This window comes from Limimaricola litoreus, assembly GCF_024159025.1.
GTDB classification, from domain to species: domain Bacteria; phylum Pseudomonadota; class Alphaproteobacteria; order Rhodobacterales; family Rhodobacteraceae; genus Limimaricola; species Limimaricola litoreus.
Genome location: NZ_JAMYXC010000029.1, coordinates 20018 through 37591 on the forward strand (window position 1 = coordinate 20018; position 17574 = coordinate 37591).

Below are 17574 nucleotides of genomic sequence, written 5' to 3' on the forward strand. Positions count from 1 at the left end.
TTGCGTTGATCTCTACTACGTCCGCAACCAGGGGCTTCTTTCGCCATGCCGTCCGGCAAGACCCCCCGGTGGAACGTTTCTTGACAGACATTTCTGCAGCCCGTGCCGTGAACCCAGTTTCCCGGCATGGAACATCTGGACCCCACTCATCTCCTCGACGCCCAGCCGGTGGTGCAACAGCTGACCACGGCAGACTACGTGAGGTTGCTGCATCCGATCACGTCGATCGGAAAGTCGACGATCATGACGGCCATAGTTGGCAAGGGTATGCACAGCAAAATCTACGGGACCCGTGAGGCACCCTGGATGGCCGAGTGCTGCCTCGGCACGGATGCCTACATCACCCTGAACCGGTTTCATGGCCCCCGCCGGGATCAGCGGCTGGCCGCCCTGAATGCCCTCTACCTGGACCTCGATATCGACCTCGCGCCCCGGAGTCTCGCTTCCAATCCGATAGCCTGGGCACGGGAGTTCACCCGCGATGTCGAGCGCCGCGGCCTGCCGGCCCCGTCCTTCGTAAACTTCACGGGGCGCGGGCTTGCGGCGATCTGGCTGATCAACGATTTGCCCCCGAAGGCCAGACGGCGCTGGAGCGCGGCGCAGAAAGCGCTCATCAGCCTGTATCGGCGTTACGGCGCGGATCCCCGCTGCTGCGACACCGCCCGGGTGTTTCGGATCCCGGGCTCGGTCAACCTCAAGAGCGGCCGCACGGTCGAGATCTTGGGCGGAAGCCTGCAGCGCCATTCCTTCGAAGATCTCGCAGACAGGATCTACATCGCCGCCGGCCGGCCGACACGCCGGGACCTGCAGGCGCGGAAGAAGCGGAAGGCTCAGTCGGGGCAGGGCGGGCCGCGCCGATCCAGGCTGAGCCCCGGCCAGCGCTTCTTCGCAATCCAGCAGGACCTGGAATGTCTGTTGGATGCCTGGGGCGGTCGTGTTCCAACAGGTCACCGGAACACATGGCTGCATCTGTGGGCCACCTGCCTGACGCACCAAGAGACCCCCGGAGATATCGACGCGCGGACCCATGCGATGGCGCGCGTCGCGACCCCGGGGCTTTCGGCCAACGAGGTGCGCGCCATCGCCAGGCATGCCGCGGAAAGGGCAGCGCTTCCCCGAAGCGGGTCCCTGATGTCAGACGGCCGCTACCACTATGCCGGCGCCACGCTTGCCGAGCTGCTCTGCGTTTCGGACAAGATGGCCCACGCGCTCGGCCTGCGGCAGATCTTCTCGCTCACCGCACGCAGGCGTCAGAAAGCCGGCAAGCAGCGGTTGCGCCGCGCGGCCTCCGGGGCCGTGACCCGCGCGAGCTATCTCGCCGAGAACGCAATATCCCGCACGAAGCCGTGGGAGGCGCAGGGTATTTCGCGGGCCACCTGGTATCGCCGGCAGAAGGCCGAGGCAGAGACCTCAAACCCGCGGCAGACCCAAGAGCATTCTGGTGAGACAGGTTCGTGCCCACTACAAGGAGCTTCGCTATGCCGAAGGCTGGGAGAGGGGGAGGCAGTTACCCGGACACCTGCTCAGGCCACTCAGAATACGCTCATGCCCATTGCAGGCGCCGAAAACCCCGCCAAAAGCCCGGGAGAGCGACAGGGCATCGACAAGGTGGCACGAGAGGCATCGGAGGTATCGGCCCGGACAGAGCTGGTTGTCGACGGATATCGCGCGGAGATGCCGGAAGGACAGGCCGTGACTGACCCTCAGGCAGACGAGGGGGATCTGCATCAGGTGGTGCTTGCCCCCGTCAGCAACGTCGGACCCGCCCCATCGAACCGTCACGCTCTGCGCAGGGATGCCGCCGCGGAGCCGCATGATGTCAAAAGGACGCTCGAGCCGGGCATCCGCCCCTTTTCAATCGCGGTCGCGCCAGCCGGGCCGCATGACCTTGTCGAGGTTTTCGTAAGGCGCGGTGTCGAGGAAGCGCTGAAGGCGCTCGGGATCCCTGGGCCGATCCCGTCCAGCGGTGTTCCCGAGATGCCGCATCCAGAGGCTCACCCCGATGGCGACGACAACAGAGGTGACCGACAGAATGATCTCGAACGTGGTCATGGGTTCTCCTGCAATTGGCGTCTCATGATAGCATGAACCACCGGATCACGCCGAGGAGGGGCAGGTAACATGCCGAGGGCCCACAAATGGGGCGATGCACTCGTCGTCAGGGTCGCAGTCGCCCTTGTCCGCAAGTTCGGGCTGGGAGCCCGCGATCCCCTCGATAAGCACGCAAAGAGCGGTCCTGTCCTCGCCTTTATCGGCCGGAGGTGCCTTGGTGGTATTTGGGCCGGACTTCGTCGGTGCAGGGGGTTGCCCCCTGTAGACGGCCGTTCCCAACGACATGAGGTGCCTAATCGGTTTCCAGAAGCTTTCAAGGAAGCGCGCGGCACGGTGGATCCCACGATCGACCTCGGGTTTTGATACGACCTGCGAGAGACAGGATCGGCCTGAACCCGAACCATAGAACGGTCGTGACAAAGTCGGCCAAGGTATCAGCATGATGACCTTGCTGCGGACGACATAGATATCCTCCTTTTCTCTCGATCGAGGTAGAGGAAGACCGGAGAACGTCCACGGCGGGCCTGCTTCGCCAGGGTCGACGATTCAGAGTCGGGAGGTTCAACGGTCCCGCTATAGCTGTCCGGCTGAGGCACATGGCGCGCGCTCGCGACGATCTCGTGATTGCGCGCATGTGCAGGTCGCCGCGCTGCTTGAGAAATGCCCCCCGAACTCATTGCGCCCGCTCATATTCCCCCGTTCGTCTCAGGCCTGTCCTGACGAAGGCCCGAGGCGAACAGCGGAATATGGTCTGCTTCGACCGGTTTGATCCGCTGGAGAACGGCACGCGGTTGCAAAGCCGTCGACCTCGGGACCTTCGATCTTTTTCAAGACAAGGACCTGACCCATGACGACCTCCAACTCCCTCGAAGACCTCGCCTTTCACGCCATCCGCAGCGGCCGCGCCTTCGCGCGCCTCTGGCACGATGCCGGGATCGAAGCCCACAGGGTCACACGCCCCTCCTGGACCATCACGCTTAACCAACTTGAGGCGGGTCGGCTGCTCAAGGGGGTCGATCTCGACGGAGTGACCGCCATGGGCGAGGCGCTGCGTCGCGTGCTCAACACGGAGCGTGCAGGCTACGGCGATCGCGCGATGCAAGAGGATACGCGGTATGACGATCTTCTCTGGGAGCCTCGCCTCGATGAGCTGCGTCGCGTGGCGGAGGCCTACAAGCACTTTTGTGACTGCCATGAGCGCTACGCCGATCGCCTGACGGCCGAACGCGAGGCCGCACGCGCGTTCTAACCCTGACCCGGTCGGCCCCGCCCCTCGGCGTCAGGTCGTCATCTGAAACCGGAGGAGAATACCTCCGGTTTCGCCGCCTCCGTGCCGGGTCTACTCCAGGCTCTCGGAATAGTTCTTCAGCAGCCGCAGGCGATCCGTGGCATAAGCCACGATCTGCTCCGCGAGCTCCGCTGGAAATGTCTTAGGCAGCTGTTCAGGGGCGCTGCGGAGCGCCTTGGGCGCTGCCGCTGCGAGGTCTCCGAACGCGCGTCGTCGCGCCTCCAGGGGGACGCCGGCCTTCTGCGCTGTCTCATCGAAATGGCGTGGCACGATCCGATCCAGGCGGTAATGACCACGCCGACCCACCGACATGGCCAGCTGCAGATCCTTGTGCCGGAACGTCGAGCGAAGCTGCTGCGGCGCCGCGCTCATAATGTCGTAAAACGGCGTCAGCCGGAATCCGTCTCCTTCGAGGAAGATCGAGAAGTTCTTCGCATGCCCGTCGATCCCAGCGATCATCCAGTTGAAGAGCTGCGCCTTCAGGAATGCGGCCTGGTCCGCAATCGGATCGTCGGACTGCCGCAGCAGCGCGAAGCATTCCGCCATTGAAGGCCCGCCGTGCTGCTGATACTTCTGGCCGGAAAAGCGGCCCATGGCTTGCAGGAAATCCTCCTGCGGGACCCGCACCAGTCCGCCCGCCCGCCGCGGCCGCCGGTCGAACCGCTCGACCACGAGCGTGATCTGCTCCTCGAAATGGTGGATCTCGGCATGGTTTGCCTCGAGCCCCATTTCCCGCGCCAGAAGCAGGCAGAAGAACTCGTTCTCGACGCTGCGGGTGAGATCGAGACCGCCGCCGACTACGCCCATGGGGCGTTTGAAGATATGCGTCGTCGGCGTCAGCCCGGTCGGCCTCAACCAGGCACCGTCATGCCGAAGATAGGCCGTCTTTTCCTGCGCGCCCGCCAGCGAGATCCGGAAAGGCTCGTCCGGATTGATGCCGAGCGGCGTCGTGCTGAGCGATCTGAGCGTCTCCGCGATCTGGGCCTCGGATTGCGGCGTGCCCTCGATCCGGAACGGGTCGGCCGGCGTTACCCCATGATGCAGGAATTGCATCGCCCCCACGCAGTCCTGACCAATCGCGGCAAGAAGATCGTGGGTCCGATCGCTGCGCGCCTCCGTGCGCTCAGCGATCGCTCGTCGTAGCTCGGGCACATCGGGAAGGAGGTTCTCGAAAACCGCGTCTACGTAGTCCCCGGTCTGGGTCGACGACATCAGGGGCAGGGCGCGCGAGATTGGAAAGCGGAATTCCCAGCCGAGCCAGGTGTCGTCGTAGCGAAAGCTGGCGCCGGCGGAGGGGCGATAGCCGTAATAGCCCGCAAGCCGCCCGTTGAGATAGACGTCAAGCATGCGGGTGAGCGATCTGCGCCCCATCAGAAGATGTCCTCGGGCTTCGGTCGCGCCGTCTGGAGGGACGCCCCACGCCGGGGCACGAGGCCGAGGTCCAGTTCGAGCGCCGCTACCACGGCGAGCAGCAGGCTCAGCTTCGGCTCATGGGCCGCCGTCTCGATCCGCGAGATCTGGCGCGGGTCCGTGCCTGCCCGCCGGGCGAGATCGCCTTGCGACCAGCCCTTCGCCTTGCGCGCTTGGCGGAGCTGCTGACCCAAGGCTTTCACGTCCCGAAATATGCTTGCGTCCATACCTGCCTCGCATGCCATGCTTGTAGCATCTGACTTTTATGCCATCTCTGTAGCATAGGCGATATACTACAGACATGTAGATTTTATAATTTATACCAAACATGTCTTGAAGATCGATCCTTTGGAAAGGCGGTCGAAGCGCGCCAAGTGCAACACTCACCAGACCCGGCGCTCCAATGCGGTCGGAGAACGGCCATGCCCTCCGACCCTCGAAGCTCACGCTGCCGCACCGGTGATCGCGTCAGGATCCTCCGAAGCAACGAGAGCCTCCGGTCGAGCTTCGTCCCGCGTCCGGGTGTCCGGGCGGTTGACCGTGGTGAGATGCGTGAGGGACCGCATTGCCGCGCGACCCGAAATGATCCGCTGCGATGCAGCCGCCACCAAGCCCATGGGACCCCCGGGATTGCCTGGCAGAACCAGGGAGGGATCGGCCGCGCTCTGGTCCGCCGCCGTAGCGGCAAGGCGCCGGACGGCCTCGTAAAGCGCGACGATTTCCGTCTTTGCGACCGAAGGCATGGCTGCCGTGTTGCGCCGCACATTATCAAAGTCGATCGTCTTGAAGCGTGCCAGAAGTTCAGCTGCGCTGCAGGTGACGGCACGCACGAACAGATGCGACTGCGTGCTGCCGGCCTCTTCCAGCGTTTTCAGGCGCCCGGCATTGGCGCCAACGCGCTGGATCGCGAAGTCGGCCTCAGCCCGACCGCAGAACTCGAAGTCAGGATGCCGCGTTTCCCGTGCGCGCTGCGGTCGGGGCTCCACGCGCCGCTCCCAGGTCTGGGTCGCGCACCGCCGCTCGTGCGGCCGGCCGTTGGCTCCCGACATCTGCACCGTGGCGTCGATGTCGTTGACGAGATGGAAGGCGGGGTCGAGCTGGTTCTGCACGCTCGTCTTCCGGAAGCTCAGCGGCACCTTGATCGTGATGAGTTGTGCCTCCACCGCGGCTGCATTGAAACGCGCGATGGCTTCCCGAGCCGGTGCACCTCCCGAAATGTCGTCGATGACCACCTGGCCGGACAGCACAGGGGTATCGGCTTTCAACGTGTCGGACCTCACCGCAACCGCCGCGGGGCCGCCACTGGTCTCGCAATGTGCTGGCTCGCCGAGCGCTGCCCGCTGCGCGGTCCTGTCAGCTTGCTCGATCGGCAGGGCTTCAGGGGCGGCGGGCACCGCCTGTGCGCTCTGCCGCGGCATCGACACTGCAGGGGCGGCCGCCACGGTCCGAGCTTCCTCCGCCAGAGCTGCCTCGTAGAGCGCAACGATCTCGCTCATGTTGATCGAGCCACCGCCGACGCCGTTGCGGGCATGCCCCGCCATGTCGAGCCGCGCGAACCGGGCCTTCAGCTCTTCGGGGCTGCAGCCGGTGGCCCGCAGAAAGATGTTGGACTGGGCGCTCCATTGCGTCTCGAACGGCTTCAGCTGACCGGCATGCGCGCCCACGCGCCGGATCACGAGGTCCGCTTCGGCCTGGCTGCAGCGTTCGAAATGCGGATGCGTGGTCTCCAAAGTGTGCAGCTGGCGCGGTTCCGAGCGGCGTTCCCAGATTTGCAGCACGCAAGGGACATCAACGGTCTTGCCCTCGAAGATGAAGGCATCTTGGGGCACCTCCTCTTCGTGCACGAGGTGGAGGTTCCTTGCGACGCGGTTCTGCTGCGTCTTCTTGCGGAACGTCGCAGGCAGGATGAACACGACCACGTCGGCGAAGCCGGCGGCATGGTTGAGGAAGGCGAGCGCCGCCTTCTCGCCAAAGGGCGGGTTGCCGATGACGAGGCAGCGACCGGTGGGTGCCGCGGGCGTCCAGTTCAGAAAGTCGGCTTTCACGATGCCCGGCGCCTTGGGGTCGAGGTCGAGCGCGATGCAGTCCGGCCCGAGAGGATGCGAAAAGGCACCTTCGCCTGCGGAGGGATCGATATCCGTTTCGAAGGGGTTGGCGTCGTAGCGCGTCTTGACCTGCTTCACGATTGCTGCCGCGAGCTGCCTGTTGGTGTAAAACTGGCTCATCTTTTCGGCAATGGAAACGTGGCGGGTGTCGGCGGCCTTGGTGTTGGTGGTCATGGATCGTGTCCCTCGTTGATGTGAGAGGGAAATTGATCCGGCGACCCGAACCCAGAAGCGGGTTTGTTTCTAATTATTCATTAGGTTTCAATGTCTTGAAGTATGTCCAAGATTTTTTCCAGTCGTATCCTATGTCGTGTGGTCTGCTGGCCCACCGGGGCCATGCACGGTCAGGACGGAAGGTTTCATCTGATTTCTGCGGGTGGCTGTGCTTGCCGCGAAAGGAGCCTATGCTTCTCGGCATGGCTGACCCGTTCCCTCCGTTCCCGACCGCGCAGGAGCTGATCCGGCCCGATGGCAGGGTTGCCATCGATGACCTTCTCGATGAGCTCCGCCTGAGCCGGGCCGAACTCGCGCTCGCTCTTGGCCTGCCGGAGGACGCGCTGTGCGAGCCATCACGGCCGGATACGCAGCGCCGCCTCTGGGATCTGATCGAGATCCTTGCGCAAGTCGCCCCCTGGGCCGGCTCACTCCACGGGGCCTATGCTTGGGCTTCGACACAGCCCCTTCCGTCCTTCGGCGGCCGGACCGCCGCGGACCTGCTGCGGGAGGATCGCGGCGGGGCAGTGGCGTCCTACGTCTCCCGGGTTACTCAAGGGGGCTACGCATGAGGGGGGCTGGTCGGACAGGCAGGGGGCGCCAGCGGCTGGGCAGACCCTCCAGGTGACATCGACTTACACCAGCAAGTTCATGAGGCTCTCGTCGGCTTCCTGACCAGATTGGAGCCTTCGGAAGACCCGTGCGCATGGGCGATCCGGTGACACCACCCTGCAACAAGACCTTCCATACAGGGCCAATGATACCGGTCCGAGACGGCTGCTCGGATGCTTGCCGTCGGCCTTGGACGAGAGGCCTGCAGACCGAGCTCATGCATTGACCATGATGACCTTGGTGTTTGGATGGAATTTTTTGAACTCATCCTGCGACCAGCGCGTGTTGTCTGTGCGAAACCGGATCCGGGCCTGACGATAGGCCTGCGTGCCTCGATCCTCCTCGTAGCCGATGATGAACTTATAGCCCGTGTGCCTGGCCCATTTGCTCAAGGCCGGTTCGAGACGCGCCCGGGTCGCGCGCAGATCGATCTGCGGTGGGCACCTCTGACCCTCGAACTCCTCGAAACCGGGGTTCGCTTGGAACAGGGTGAACTCAGGCCATTTCTTCTTCCGGTGCAGCGTGATCTGCGCCAGCAGGGCGAGATCGAGGTCCCGCGACAGCAGGGTGATATCCGAGAGAGTCATCAGCCCGTAGACATTCATGTCCGACATCAGCGCATGCATCCGAAGACCGAAGCACCACGACACAGTCCTGCGGCGTGGGCACAACTCGATATGCTCGAACAGCGCCGGCACCTCGGCCAGCGCCGGCACCGCGTTCTGAAAAAAGCGCAGATTGCCCGTGCGAGGTGCACATCCAAGTGCACGAAACCGGCTCACATGGCGATGGCAGGGGCGGCACGCAAACTCCATCCAGTCCTCGCCCGTTCGCCAGCCATTCTCCTCTTGGTCCTGTTCGTGGATCAGCGCGTAGAACAGCTTCTGCGCTGGCACCGTCAGGATGAGCTGCTTCGTCAGCTCCGCGACACTCTCCGATATTCTGAACTTCCCATTGCTCACCGCTTTTTCTCCTTCAATTCAATCCGGGAGCGAGATGGGTTCGAGTTGTGAAGGTGCAAAAATGCCAGCTGCCTCTGGAAGGCGGCCGCATGCCGCCAAGCGCCTGCCGCGCCTCTTCTTGAGCCTGTTTCCCAGCATCAACGGCCTGCCAGAAATCCTCATCAGGGCCCGCATCTGTCCACTTTCATTCGCTTTTTGAGCCCTGAAGTTGGGGAATACGGGGAATGATAAGAACCCCCTGAAATGGCTTTGCGGGGGGGTTAGAGGAGCTTCTCGTCCCCGCTTTCTCTTCAAAGAAGGCGGTTCAACCTTTCCCTTGCAAGCCAGCAGAAGTCTTTGGCTGTAGCAGGCCTTACCAGCCAGGAAAGGTGACACCCGTCAACTGATCGGTAGGTGCAGTGTTCTGCAGGGCGGGACGGTCCACTATCGCAGACCCTTCTCTTGATCCAATCGTCTGACGCGTCAAAGCATGCCCACCTGATTTCAGGTGGTTTGTTTCCGACTTTCTGCCCTGAACCCAGATCCCGCCTGCCGGGAGAGTTCCACCCGGTCGGGCGGATGCCAGCGGGGCATGACGACGGATCCGCCATCGCGGACCCTCTTCCCGATCACGAGACTGAAAACGAAAGGATAAATTCATGGGCCTTGATATGGGCTTCGTCAAACGTCGCGCAAAGACCGAGATCGCGAGCCTGCGCAAGCACCATGCGTTCGCCACCAGCTTCTTCAACTTCAATCCTCCTCCTTTCGAGGAGCCCTTTACCGATTTCCTGGTCGACGAGTGGATGATCAACGGAGTGGCCCACCAGTGGGGTATCGATGACGAGGAGGTGGTGCGCGCGGAAGCGGCGCTGTCAAAGGCGGTGTTTGAAAGCATCTGCGGCGACTGCGAGGACGACCACAACATCTCGGAACTCCGGCCGGTTTACCGGCGAATTATTGAGAGGCTATGCACTGCCGTCGGGGGTTCAACGCTCCTGTTGTGTTACTACTCCGCCTGAAGCACACCGGCTACCAAACTGAATTACATATAGATTTTGAAACACCCCCCGGCGGGAATCATCTCCTTCGCGATCGCCGCTGCGACCCCCTCCCGAATGAGGGGCCGCAGCGGCCTCGCTTCAATGGAGATGACGATGACCACCGCAGACACTCTCGCTGACGTTCACACCTGGGCCGTGGCTCAGGAGGAGGCGTCGGACGCCATCCGCGCGCTGCTGCGCGTGCCGGCCCGGCTGGGGCTCCTGGACGCCGATCTCGGCACCATCCCGGCCGATCTCGGCCATTTCGAGCGCCGCATCGCCGGGCAGGGCCATGCCCTGGTCAGCCGGGCGCGGGACATGGCCAAGAGCGGCGCGCGCGAGGACTCGCGGCTGCGCTCGCTGCTGCGCCGCTACCACATCGCCCGATCCAACACGGGGCCCACCGACCCGGCCGTGCGGGCGCGTTACAACGCGTTGATCGAGATCATCGCGGCAGAGGAAGGCCCACCCGGCTCCGGCGCGCGCTGGAACATTGGAAAGCACCGCAGCTTGTGGGTGCTGCGCGCCCGGGCCTGTCTTGCGCCCGAAGCGCTGACTCAGGGCGAGATCGACCGGATCAGCGCCGAAATGAGTGCAGGCAAGCGCAAGGGGCTGCGCCGGGCCGTCGCGTTCCTCGGGGAGCTGCACCGGCTGACCAACGAACTGCCCGTGCTGCGGGAGTTCTTGCCGCTGGTGCCCCTGGTTTCTCCGGCAGGCTCGTCGCGGGCGCGCAAGCTGGACTGGGACGGGCTGCCAAAACCGTTCCGCGACTCGTTCGAGGCGGCGGCGGATGCCTGCCTGAAAGGGGCCGGCGATCATGCCGAAGCCTTTCTCGCCCGGATCGAGGCCGGGGAGGATCCGGAAACCGTCATGGCCGAAGCCGATGCCATGGCCGAGAGCAAGAGCCGCGAGGTCGGCAAGCCCACGGCGGCGCGCACGCGCTACCGCGAGGCGGTAAGCTGGCTGGTGCGGTCGTGGGAAGATGCCGGAGGCGACACCGAGGACCTGCGCGACCTGCGTCAGCTCTTCGAGCGGACCACCATCGAGACCGCGATCCGCGACCAGATCGCGCGTTCCAAGGACGCAGCCGACCTGCGCGATCCTCTCGACTCCACGACGCTGAAGGCCCGCCTCATGGCGCTGATCACGCTGGCGCGCCGCGGGCTCGAGGACGCGCGCGCCGTGGCGATCCTGAAGTTCCTGGGCCAGCAGCACTACGAGATGCCGCGCCTCAAGCTCAAGAAGGATCGCGGCGGGGCCGGGATCCTGATGGAGGTCGACCGGATTGCCGCGATGCTGCGGCAGAAGCCGGCGCTCGCAGGCATCTGGGCCAATGCACCCGGCCGCATCGCCGAGGCCGCACGGCGGGATGTCGAAGCGGCCCAGTCGGCCGGGGATCGTGACGGGGAGATCAGCGCGCTGCGCCGTTTCGCCGGGGCGGCCGCTTATGCACTGCAGATGTCGCGACCGCTGCGGCCCACTTGCCTGCGCCATACCCGCATCGCCAGCAAGGATGATGCGCATGCGAACCTGAAGCGCGTCTCGCCCCGGAAGGATCTGCTGACCTTCCGCTACGCCCCATGGGAGGTGAAGAACGTCCGCGATGTCACCGTCGACGTGACCGGATCCGACGCGGAGATTTTGCGCGAATGGCTCGACCAATGGCGGCCGCAGATGATCGCCCTGCAGGATCTCGATCCGGACAACGTCTATCTCTTCCCCGGCGCGGCCCTCCCCAAGCCCGACAAAGGAGATCCGGTGGCATTGCCGCGTGGAGCCTATGCGCCGAGCTCCTTTCTCGACCTGTGGCGCGATAGTTCGGCGGAGCTCGGTGTTCACGAAACCCCGCATCGCATGCGGCATGTCGTGGCATTGCTGACGCTGGCCGCGCACCCGGGCGACTACGCGCGGGTATCGGCCATTCTCGGGAACACCGAGGCCACGGCCCGCCAGCACTACGGACGCGACAATGGCGAAGCGGCGGCGCGCCAGAGCCGCGCGGCGATGCTCGCGGCGCATCCCGATCTCTTCAAGACATTGAACAGGAGGCATCGTCGATGAAGGACGATATCGCCCGGGCGCGCCTTGCCGGCGTGCCTGCGGACATCAGGAACCGGCTGCTTGCGGCGCGCGCCGCTCTGCCGGCCGGCGCGATCAGCGTAGTGGCGCGGTTCTTTGCCGTGCTGGACGAGCGCGGCGAGCTTTTCGATGCGCCCACGCGGGCGAGCTTCGAGGCGGCCTGCGGCAGCGAGTCCACCTTGGGCCTGCTGCTGCGTGTGCTTGAACGGCATGCGCCCGAGGTCGGGCTCGCCGAGGGCCGGGCCCTGCGCCAGGCGCATTACCGCGCGCGACCCAGTGGCAAGGGGGCGGCTCACCAACAGGATCCCGCGGGGCAACCACAGGTGCGGAAAGAGCGTCAGGGTGCAACGTCGCAGCTACCGCAGCCGCGCGATTGGCCGGACGCCTGGCTTGCCTTGCTGCCGGGCCTGCGGGCGGCGCCGATCGCCGACAGCTCTATCGCCAGGCACATCGCCTCGATCAACAGATGTGCCGAGATGCTGTCGGATCTGTCCTGCCCACCGCGGCTCGGCTGGCTGCTCGCCTGGGAACTGGCGGAAATCCTCCAGGAGCGCGGCGGCAAAGCCGCGAAGGCGCGCGCGGGGCAGGGCAAAGAGGTGACCGGCATCGGTCCGCGTAGTGCGGCCGCCTATATCGGCGCGCTGGTGAGCCTTGGCCTGCATGGCGAGCTGGAGCCGGCGGCCCTCAAGGGGCTGCGCGCGGTGCGGTCGCAGCTGCAGCGCAAGGCCAGGCGGGCCCCCAAGCGCAAGACCAGCCGGATCGAGGCGCTTTACGAGAAGGGCGGCTACGCCGAGATTCTGCGCGTCATCGCCCATGAAATCGAGCGCGCGGCCGCCTTGCCCGCTTGGCGATCGGAGGCGGAGATCGCGCGCGCGGCGTCGGCAATCCTCGCGGTGGCGGTCAATATGCCCGCCCGCACCGGCGATGTCGCGGCCTGGAAGATCGGGGAGGAGCTCCTGCGCGACCCCTGTGGCGACTGGCGGTTGCGCTGGCGGCAAGGCAAGACCGGTCACTGGCAGGATGCCGGCACGCTCTGGCCCGAGGTTGGACTGGTGCTCGACCTGCACATCCTCGGGGATCGGCCAGGCCGACAGGTCCAGCAGCGCCATGACGCGCTGCAGGGGCTGAACTGGCTGACATTCTCATCAGACGCCTACGCATCGAAATGGCCAAGCGAAAAGGTCAAGGCGGTGGTTGGCATACCGCTGCACGACCTGCGCACCCTGGCGGCGGACTACCTGCGCCTGCACGATCCCGCGAAGGCACCGGACATCGTTTCGTCGCTGCTCGGCCATGCCACGCGGCAGGCGGGCGAGGCTTACCGGGCGCTGTGCTCCGACACCGTTGCACAGCGGGAGTGGATGGCCGTCCGGGCAGGGGCGTCCGGCTAAGAGGATCGTCGGCGATCCGTGCGCGCCTTCCATTCGGCGCCTGAAATTTTTTCGCGTTGAAGATTTTGGTTCCGCTCTCGCGGGGCCAATCTGCTTCTCATGGAACAGACCCACGAGTATATGCTCACGACCGATGAGGTCGCAGCGCATTTCGACCTCTCGCCACGCACCGTGCGGCACCACCTCCAGCTGGGCAATTTGCGGGGGGCAAAGAGAAACCGCGACTGGCGCTGCCGCTGGCCCGATCTCTGGGCCGTGGAGAAGGGGCCAACCCCCAAGGGAGATCGTGCCGCCTTCTACAAGGCCCCCCTCCTGAGCAAGAGTGGTCTTGCGGCCAAGGAGCGCATCAGCGTGCGGACCGTGGAGCGCTGGGTCGAACAGGGCCTGCCCACCCGCAACGTCTTCGGCAGCGTCCGTATCGCTGAGGTCGACGCCGAGGAATGGTTGAAATGGTATTTTGGTAGAGAGGGTTAGCAGATCGCGTTGGCCGACTGTGTTTCGGTATGTACGCGGTATTGCCGCTTACATACCGGTATTGCCGACACAATACTCGGGAGCGAAGCGAGCCAGTCCGCCCCCATGTATCGTCTTTTGGCGAGCAAGCCGCCCTTGGCCGACAGCACAACGGGCGCGCAGAGGCAGCGGCGCCTACCGATCCAACACGATCTGCGGACACCCCCTTTGGGTATGGGTGGCGAACGAGTGCTGGATCAATCTGAGTTTCACTCAGCACCGCCTCTGTCGGCGATCCCGACTGCCCTACCCCTGCCACCATGATCCGTCGAGTAGACGCAGCGATCCTTTTTCCGGACAGGCAGAATGGAACGGCATTTCACACGCCCCTCGGCGTCGGGCGGCACCCTGCCGCCCGCACCAACGGGAAACGTATGGCGTCCTCAATAGCAAGCGAACCAGCGCAATGCCGTGATGATGACGTTGTCATAGTCGCTGGAGAATGCTTCATCGACGAAACGAGACAGTTCGTCATTGCTCAGTCCGGCACGTCGGCCGGCCTGGCGACACCGACCGACGATGGCATAGGCATTACCATCTTCGCCGATCAACTTGACTTTGATGTGGGGATACTTGGTGGTCATGGGGGTTGGGTCCCCTTCAGTTACGGCGTTGTGCCGCCTCAGGAGGAAGCTTGGTTCGATGGCAGGAACGACAAAGCGGTTTGGTTCGATAAGTGATGTTCGCGCCTGAGGCCACCATGCCGAGCGGGCCCCGACAGACATCCGAAGTCCAGGCACGAGGCGTCTGACAGGATGCCTGCTGGCGCGACTGGCGATCGGTTCGATCCATTCTCCGCGACCTCAGACCGATCGCGGGACACGTTCGCACAGATCGATGGTCGAAATCCCGCCATGGCGGCAGTTCCTCGTCAGCCGCACAGCCGGCCCCGAACATTCATTGGCGAAATGTTCGGGACTCTCGGTGCGAGCGGCGGCAGATCCCCGACAGGATGTGCGTTTTACTCTTTTTCCGGAGGTCGAGGCGTCAACGACTCTGCAAGTAAATTCTATGAGCCAGCCAGCACCGCCTGACTGCCGGAGAATCCTGAGTAGCTGGAGCACATGAGGGAACGCGCTTGGCATGACATTGTGTCTCCTTGGCACTCCTCTCGGCCCGAAGCGTTGCATTGTTGCGTCTATTCAAGGGCACCGCACCTATTGAGCCAAAGGAGAAGGATCGACCGAAACCGGCTTCCCCCACTTCGCGGTGTAAACTTCGACGAAGCCGTCTGTAAGTGCTCGATGTCCGCTCAGCGGACCCGGCGAACTTTCGCTGCGGCTGCACGAATGCCGGCTTTCCGAATATTCTCAGGACCTGGAAGCCTCATCAACGACTTCCCGGACTATCTGGAAGATCCCCTTCAGGTCGTCCTTGTGCACGCCACCGAACGCAAGACGAAGCGCCTGAGGCACGGCAACGGTCGTCGCGAAAGGTTCTGCACCCGACACGGAGATTCCGTTTTCCTTCAGACGTGCGACGATGGGTTCCGCCCGAACACCTTTTTCGAGCGGCAACCAGGCAAAGCCTGCGTTGCGATGCGAAAGGATGGGCGATCCACCGAAAGCGGCCTGCCAGATCTGCTGTCGCTGCGCACCGTCCCGCCTTCGGTTCTCCTCGGAGCGGATCAGCGTGCCGTCCTCCACCCAGCCCGTGACCAATCCGGAAATCAGCGCCGGGGCGTTCCAGGTCGTCGCCCTTATCGCCTCGAGCAGCCGGTCCGTATGGTGCGCTGGGGCGATCATATAGCCCAGACGCAGCCCGGTCGCGAGGCTCTTGGAAAAGCCTCCTACATGGACAGTCCTCTCCGGCGCGAGGAAAACAAAGCTCGACGGGGGGGCCGGTTCCAGAAATGCGTAAGCAGCGTCTTCGATGATCAGGAGGTCGTGCTCGCGCGCGATCTCGATCAAACGCCGGCGTGTCGCCTCGTCCATCACCGCGCCCAGGGGATTGTGAACGGTTGGCATCAGATAGACCGCCCGCAGTTTGCTCGCATGGCACTGTCGTTCCAGATCGTCCGGGTCCATCACACCACGCCGTCCTTCGACCGGGACAATCTCGAGGCCCTGCAACGCCGCGACGGATTTGAAGCCGGGATAGGTCAGGGTGTCGGCCGCAATCCTCTCGCCGCGTCGAAAGAGCCCGAGGGCGATGGTTGCAAGCCCATGCTGCCCGCCAGACGTGACCAGAAGGCATTCCGGGTCGATCGGACCAAGGGTCGAGGTGAGGCTTTCGGCAATGATCCGGCGTTCGTGGGTCCGCCCGCCATGCGGCTGGTAGCGCAGCATCGCCTCGAGGTCGCCCGCCGCCGCAAGTCGCCGCAAACCCGCACGGAGCATCTCCGCATCGGCTGAGTCTCCCGGCATGTTGAAGACCAGGTCGACGAGGCCTTCGCTGGCTGTCTGTCGGACGCCGAGCGTGGGCGGCAATCCGGGATCGCGCACATAGGTGCCGCGCCCCGCTTCGCCGACGATCAGGCCTCTACGTTCAAGCTCCCCATAGGCACGCGTCGCTGTGGCCAAGGCCACCTTGAACTGCTCCGCGAAGGCGCGATGCGTGGGCAGCTTCGTGCCCGGAGCCAACCTGCCTTCGCTGATGGCGGTCGAGAGCATGTCGGCAAGGCGGATGTATCGGGCTTTCTTCATGATCCCACTGTATCTATGACAATATAAAAATTGTCATGCCTGATCCCGCATGACATCCCGGTCTCAAGTCAACCTTCGAGATCCATGCCCCATGTCCAAGCTGCTCCCGGTTTCGCTGCTTGCCCTTGGCCTTTTCACGGTGACGTTCGCCGTGAACCTCCAGGCGCCGCTCTACGACGCCTACGCGGCGAAAAGCGATGTCAGGGCGACGTCGGTGACGGTCGCGTTCGCGGCCTATGTCGCGGGGCTCATGCCGACGCTGCTGCTGCTTGGCGGGCTATCGGATCGGGTCGGACGACGGGTGCCGATTGCTCTGGCGCTGATCCTCGGCACCGTTGCGACGGCGCTTCTTGTGCAGGTTCCAAGCTGGACCAGCCTCGTCGTGGCGCGAATTCTGCTCGGGATCGGGACGGGCCTCGCGACGACTACCGGGACCGCCTACATGACGGAAATACTCGGCGCGGGCCGTGCCAAGACCGCCGCCCTTGTTGTGACCTCCGCCACATCGCTCGGCTTTGGCGGCGGTGCTCTGGCGACCGGCATCAGTCTCGGAATGCAGGGGCCGACGTTTCTGCCCGCCAGCTACGTCGCGCTGTTCGTCGCGGCTCCGGTCCTCGCCGTGATCGCTCTCGGACTGCCCAGGATCGATAAACGCCGGCCCGTCTCCCTTATGCGTCTGCCGGTCTTCCCCTCCGGCACGTGGATGTTCGGTGCCGCGATGGCACTGGCTTGGTCCACGACCGGCATGACCATCGCGGTCGTTCCGCTTGAGCTGGCTGCGAACGATCTCGGGGGATGGACGGGTCTCGTCATATTTCTGGCGATCTTCATGGGGTTTCTTTGCCAGCCGATTGCCCGGCGCATGACCAACGACCGCGCGCTCGCCCTCGGGTTCGTTCTGATCCCGCTCGGCTTTCTCGTTCTTCTGGCCGGCGTCTGGTTGAAGGTTCTCCCATTCGTTCTCGTCGGAACCTGCATCACCAGCGCGGCAAGCTACGGCTTTACCTATCTCGCTGCACTGGCAGAAGTCTCGGTGCGTGCGCCGGCCGACCGGGCGCGGGCAACGGCGGGTCTGTTTGTCTATGCGTATCTCGGGTTCTCGCTCCCCGTGATCGCCTGCGGCGCGTTGGCGGACATGCTTGGTCTTCTGTCGGCGATGTTGGTGTTCGCAGCGGTCCAGATCACGGTCACCGTGATCGTCGTGATGATCTTGTATCGAGGGGCAATCTCGCCCGTCGCTTCTTTGAGTGCGGAATAAAGCAGTGACAGACTTGGAAAACGT

14 protein-coding genes are annotated in these 17574 nt (G+C 64.2%); 8 read left to right on the plus strand and 6 right to left on the minus strand.

Annotated elements, in window-relative coordinates; translation table 11 throughout:
• Window positions 1-126: 126 nt before the first annotated feature.
• Together NHG85_RS02145 and NHG85_RS02150 are read left to right on the plus strand one after the other, a co-directional pair.
• Window positions 127-2088 carry a RepB family DNA primase gene (locus tag NHG85_RS02145; protein ID WP_253329378.1) on the plus strand — a complete coding sequence of 654 codons (1962 nt, stop codon included), beginning with the start codon at window positions 127-129 and terminating at the stop codon, window positions 2086-2088.
• 811 nt (window positions 2089-2899) lie between these two features.
• Window positions 2900-3301: a hypothetical protein gene (locus NHG85_RS02150; protein WP_253329380.1), complete on the plus strand. Its 402-nt coding sequence runs from the start codon at window positions 2900-2902 to the stop codon at window positions 3299-3301.
• A gap of 90 nt (window positions 3302-3391) precedes the next feature.
• Here NHG85_RS02150 and NHG85_RS02155 read toward each other — a convergent pair whose 3' ends face one another.
• The 3 genes from NHG85_RS02155 to NHG85_RS02165 all read right to left on the minus strand — a co-directional run bounded on the left by NHG85_RS02155 (window position 3392) and on the right by NHG85_RS02165 (window position 7029).
• Window positions 3392-4687 carry a type II toxin-antitoxin system HipA family toxin gene (locus NHG85_RS02155; protein ID WP_253329382.1) on the minus strand — a complete coding sequence of 432 codons (1296 nt, stop codon included), beginning with the start codon at window positions 4685-4687 and terminating at the stop codon, window positions 3392-3394.
• 23 nt (window positions 4688-4710) lie between these two features.
• On the minus strand, window positions 4711-4944 hold the full coding sequence (locus tag NHG85_RS02160) for a helix-turn-helix transcriptional regulator (protein ID WP_253329384.1): 234 nt from the start codon (window positions 4942-4944) through the stop codon (window positions 4711-4713).
• A 249-nt stretch (window positions 4945-5193) separates the two neighbouring features.
• Window positions 5194-7029 carry a hypothetical protein gene (locus NHG85_RS02165; RefSeq protein ID WP_253329386.1) on the minus strand — a complete coding sequence of 612 codons (1836 nt, stop codon included), beginning with the start codon at window positions 7027-7029 and terminating at the stop codon, window positions 5194-5196.
• A 242-nt stretch (window positions 7030-7271) separates the two neighbouring features.
• On the opposite strand from NHG85_RS02165, the gene NHG85_RS02170 reads away from it, so the two are divergent.
• The gene (locus tag NHG85_RS02170; RefSeq protein WP_253329388.1) at window positions 7272-7640 is read left to right on the plus strand and encodes a hypothetical protein; all 369 of its coding nucleotides are present in this window, start codon (window positions 7272-7274) and stop codon (window positions 7638-7640) included.
• 255 nt (window positions 7641-7895) lie between these two features.
• On the opposite strand, the gene NHG85_RS02175 is transcribed toward NHG85_RS02170, so the two are convergent.
• Window positions 7896-8642 carry a hypothetical protein gene (locus NHG85_RS02175; protein WP_253329390.1) on the minus strand — a complete coding sequence of 249 codons (747 nt, stop codon included), beginning with the start codon at window positions 8640-8642 and terminating at the stop codon, window positions 7896-7898.
• A 638-nt stretch (window positions 8643-9280) separates the two neighbouring features.
• Between NHG85_RS02175 and NHG85_RS02180 the strand changes: the two genes are divergently transcribed.
• The 4 genes from NHG85_RS02180 (at window position 9281) to NHG85_RS02195 (ending at window position 13608) form a co-directional block, all read left to right on the plus strand.
• The gene (locus tag NHG85_RS02180) at window positions 9281-9643 is read left to right on the plus strand and encodes a hypothetical protein (RefSeq protein ID WP_253329392.1); all 363 of its coding nucleotides are present in this window, start codon (window positions 9281-9283) and stop codon (window positions 9641-9643) included.
• A 135-nt stretch (window positions 9644-9778) separates the two neighbouring features.
• Window positions 9779-11725: a hypothetical protein gene (locus NHG85_RS02185; RefSeq protein WP_253329394.1), complete on the plus strand. Its 1947-nt coding sequence runs from the start codon at window positions 9779-9781 to the stop codon at window positions 11723-11725.
• Window positions 11722-13134: a hypothetical protein gene (locus tag NHG85_RS02190; RefSeq protein WP_253329396.1), complete on the plus strand. Its 1413-nt coding sequence runs from the start codon at window positions 11722-11724 to the stop codon at window positions 13132-13134. The genes NHG85_RS02185 and NHG85_RS02190 overlap by 4 nt, the downstream gene beginning before the upstream one ends.
• A gap of 120 nt (window positions 13135-13254) precedes the next feature.
• On the plus strand, window positions 13255-13608 hold the full coding sequence (locus NHG85_RS02195) for a helix-turn-helix domain-containing protein (RefSeq protein WP_253329397.1): 354 nt from the start codon (window positions 13255-13257) through the stop codon (window positions 13606-13608).
• Between the two features lie 422 nt (window positions 13609-14030).
• Here the strand turns inward: NHG85_RS02195 and NHG85_RS02200 are convergent, their stop codons facing one another.
• Both NHG85_RS02200 and NHG85_RS02205 read right to left on the minus strand, forming a co-directional pair.
• On the minus strand, window positions 14031-14231 hold the full coding sequence (locus NHG85_RS02200) for a hypothetical protein (RefSeq protein WP_253329398.1): 201 nt from the start codon (window positions 14229-14231) through the stop codon (window positions 14031-14033).
• Window positions 14232-14957: 726 nt separating this feature from the next.
• On the minus strand, window positions 14958-16292 hold the full coding sequence (locus NHG85_RS02205; protein WP_253329399.1) for an aminotransferase-like domain-containing protein: 1335 nt from the start codon (window positions 16290-16292) through the stop codon (window positions 14958-14960).
• Window positions 16293-16383: 91 nt separating this feature from the next.
• Between NHG85_RS02205 and NHG85_RS02210 the strand changes: the two genes are divergently transcribed.
• Window positions 16384-17550 (plus strand): MFS transporter, encoded by a 1167-nt coding sequence (locus NHG85_RS02210; protein WP_253329400.1) that lies wholly within the window; start codon window positions 16384-16386, stop codon window positions 17548-17550.
• Window positions 17551-17574: the final 24 nt, after the last annotated feature.

Excerpts from the sequence above, each read along its gene's own strand:
- NHG85_RS02145 (WP_253329378.1), top strand. The coding sequence starts at position 127 with ATGGAACATCTGGACCCCACTCATCTCCTCGACGCCCAGCCGGTGGTG.
- NHG85_RS02150 (WP_253329380.1), top strand. The coding sequence starts at position 2,900 with ATGACGACCTCCAACTCCCTCGAAGACCTCGCCTTTCACGCCATCCGC.
- NHG85_RS02155 (WP_253329382.1), bottom strand. The coding sequence starts at position 4,687 with ATGCTTGACGTCTATCTCAACGGGCGGCTTGCGGGCTATTACGGCTAT.
- NHG85_RS02165 (WP_253329386.1), bottom strand. The coding sequence starts at position 7,029 with ATGACCACCAACACCAAGGCCGCCGACACCCGCCACGTTTCCATTGCC.
- NHG85_RS02170 (WP_253329388.1), top strand. The coding sequence starts at position 7,272 with ATGGCTGACCCGTTCCCTCCGTTCCCGACCGCGCAGGAGCTGATCCGG.
- NHG85_RS02180 (WP_253329392.1), top strand. The coding sequence starts at position 9,281 with ATGGGCCTTGATATGGGCTTCGTCAAACGTCGCGCAAAGACCGAGATC.
- NHG85_RS02185 (WP_253329394.1), top strand. The coding sequence starts at position 9,779 with ATGACCACCGCAGACACTCTCGCTGACGTTCACACCTGGGCCGTGGCT.
- NHG85_RS02190 (WP_253329396.1), top strand. The coding sequence starts at position 11,722 with ATGAAGGACGATATCGCCCGGGCGCGCCTTGCCGGCGTGCCTGCGGAC.
- NHG85_RS02195 (WP_253329397.1), top strand. The coding sequence starts at position 13,255 with ATGCTCACGACCGATGAGGTCGCAGCGCATTTCGACCTCTCGCCACGC.
- NHG85_RS02200 (WP_253329398.1), bottom strand. The coding sequence starts at position 14,231 with ATGACCACCAAGTATCCCCACATCAAAGTCAAGTTGATCGGCGAAGAT.
- NHG85_RS02205 (WP_253329399.1), bottom strand. The coding sequence starts at position 16,292 with ATGAAGAAAGCCCGATACATCCGCCTTGCCGACATGCTCTCGACCGCC.
- NHG85_RS02210 (WP_253329400.1), top strand. The coding sequence starts at position 16,384 with ATGTCCAAGCTGCTCCCGGTTTCGCTGCTTGCCCTTGGCCTTTTCACG.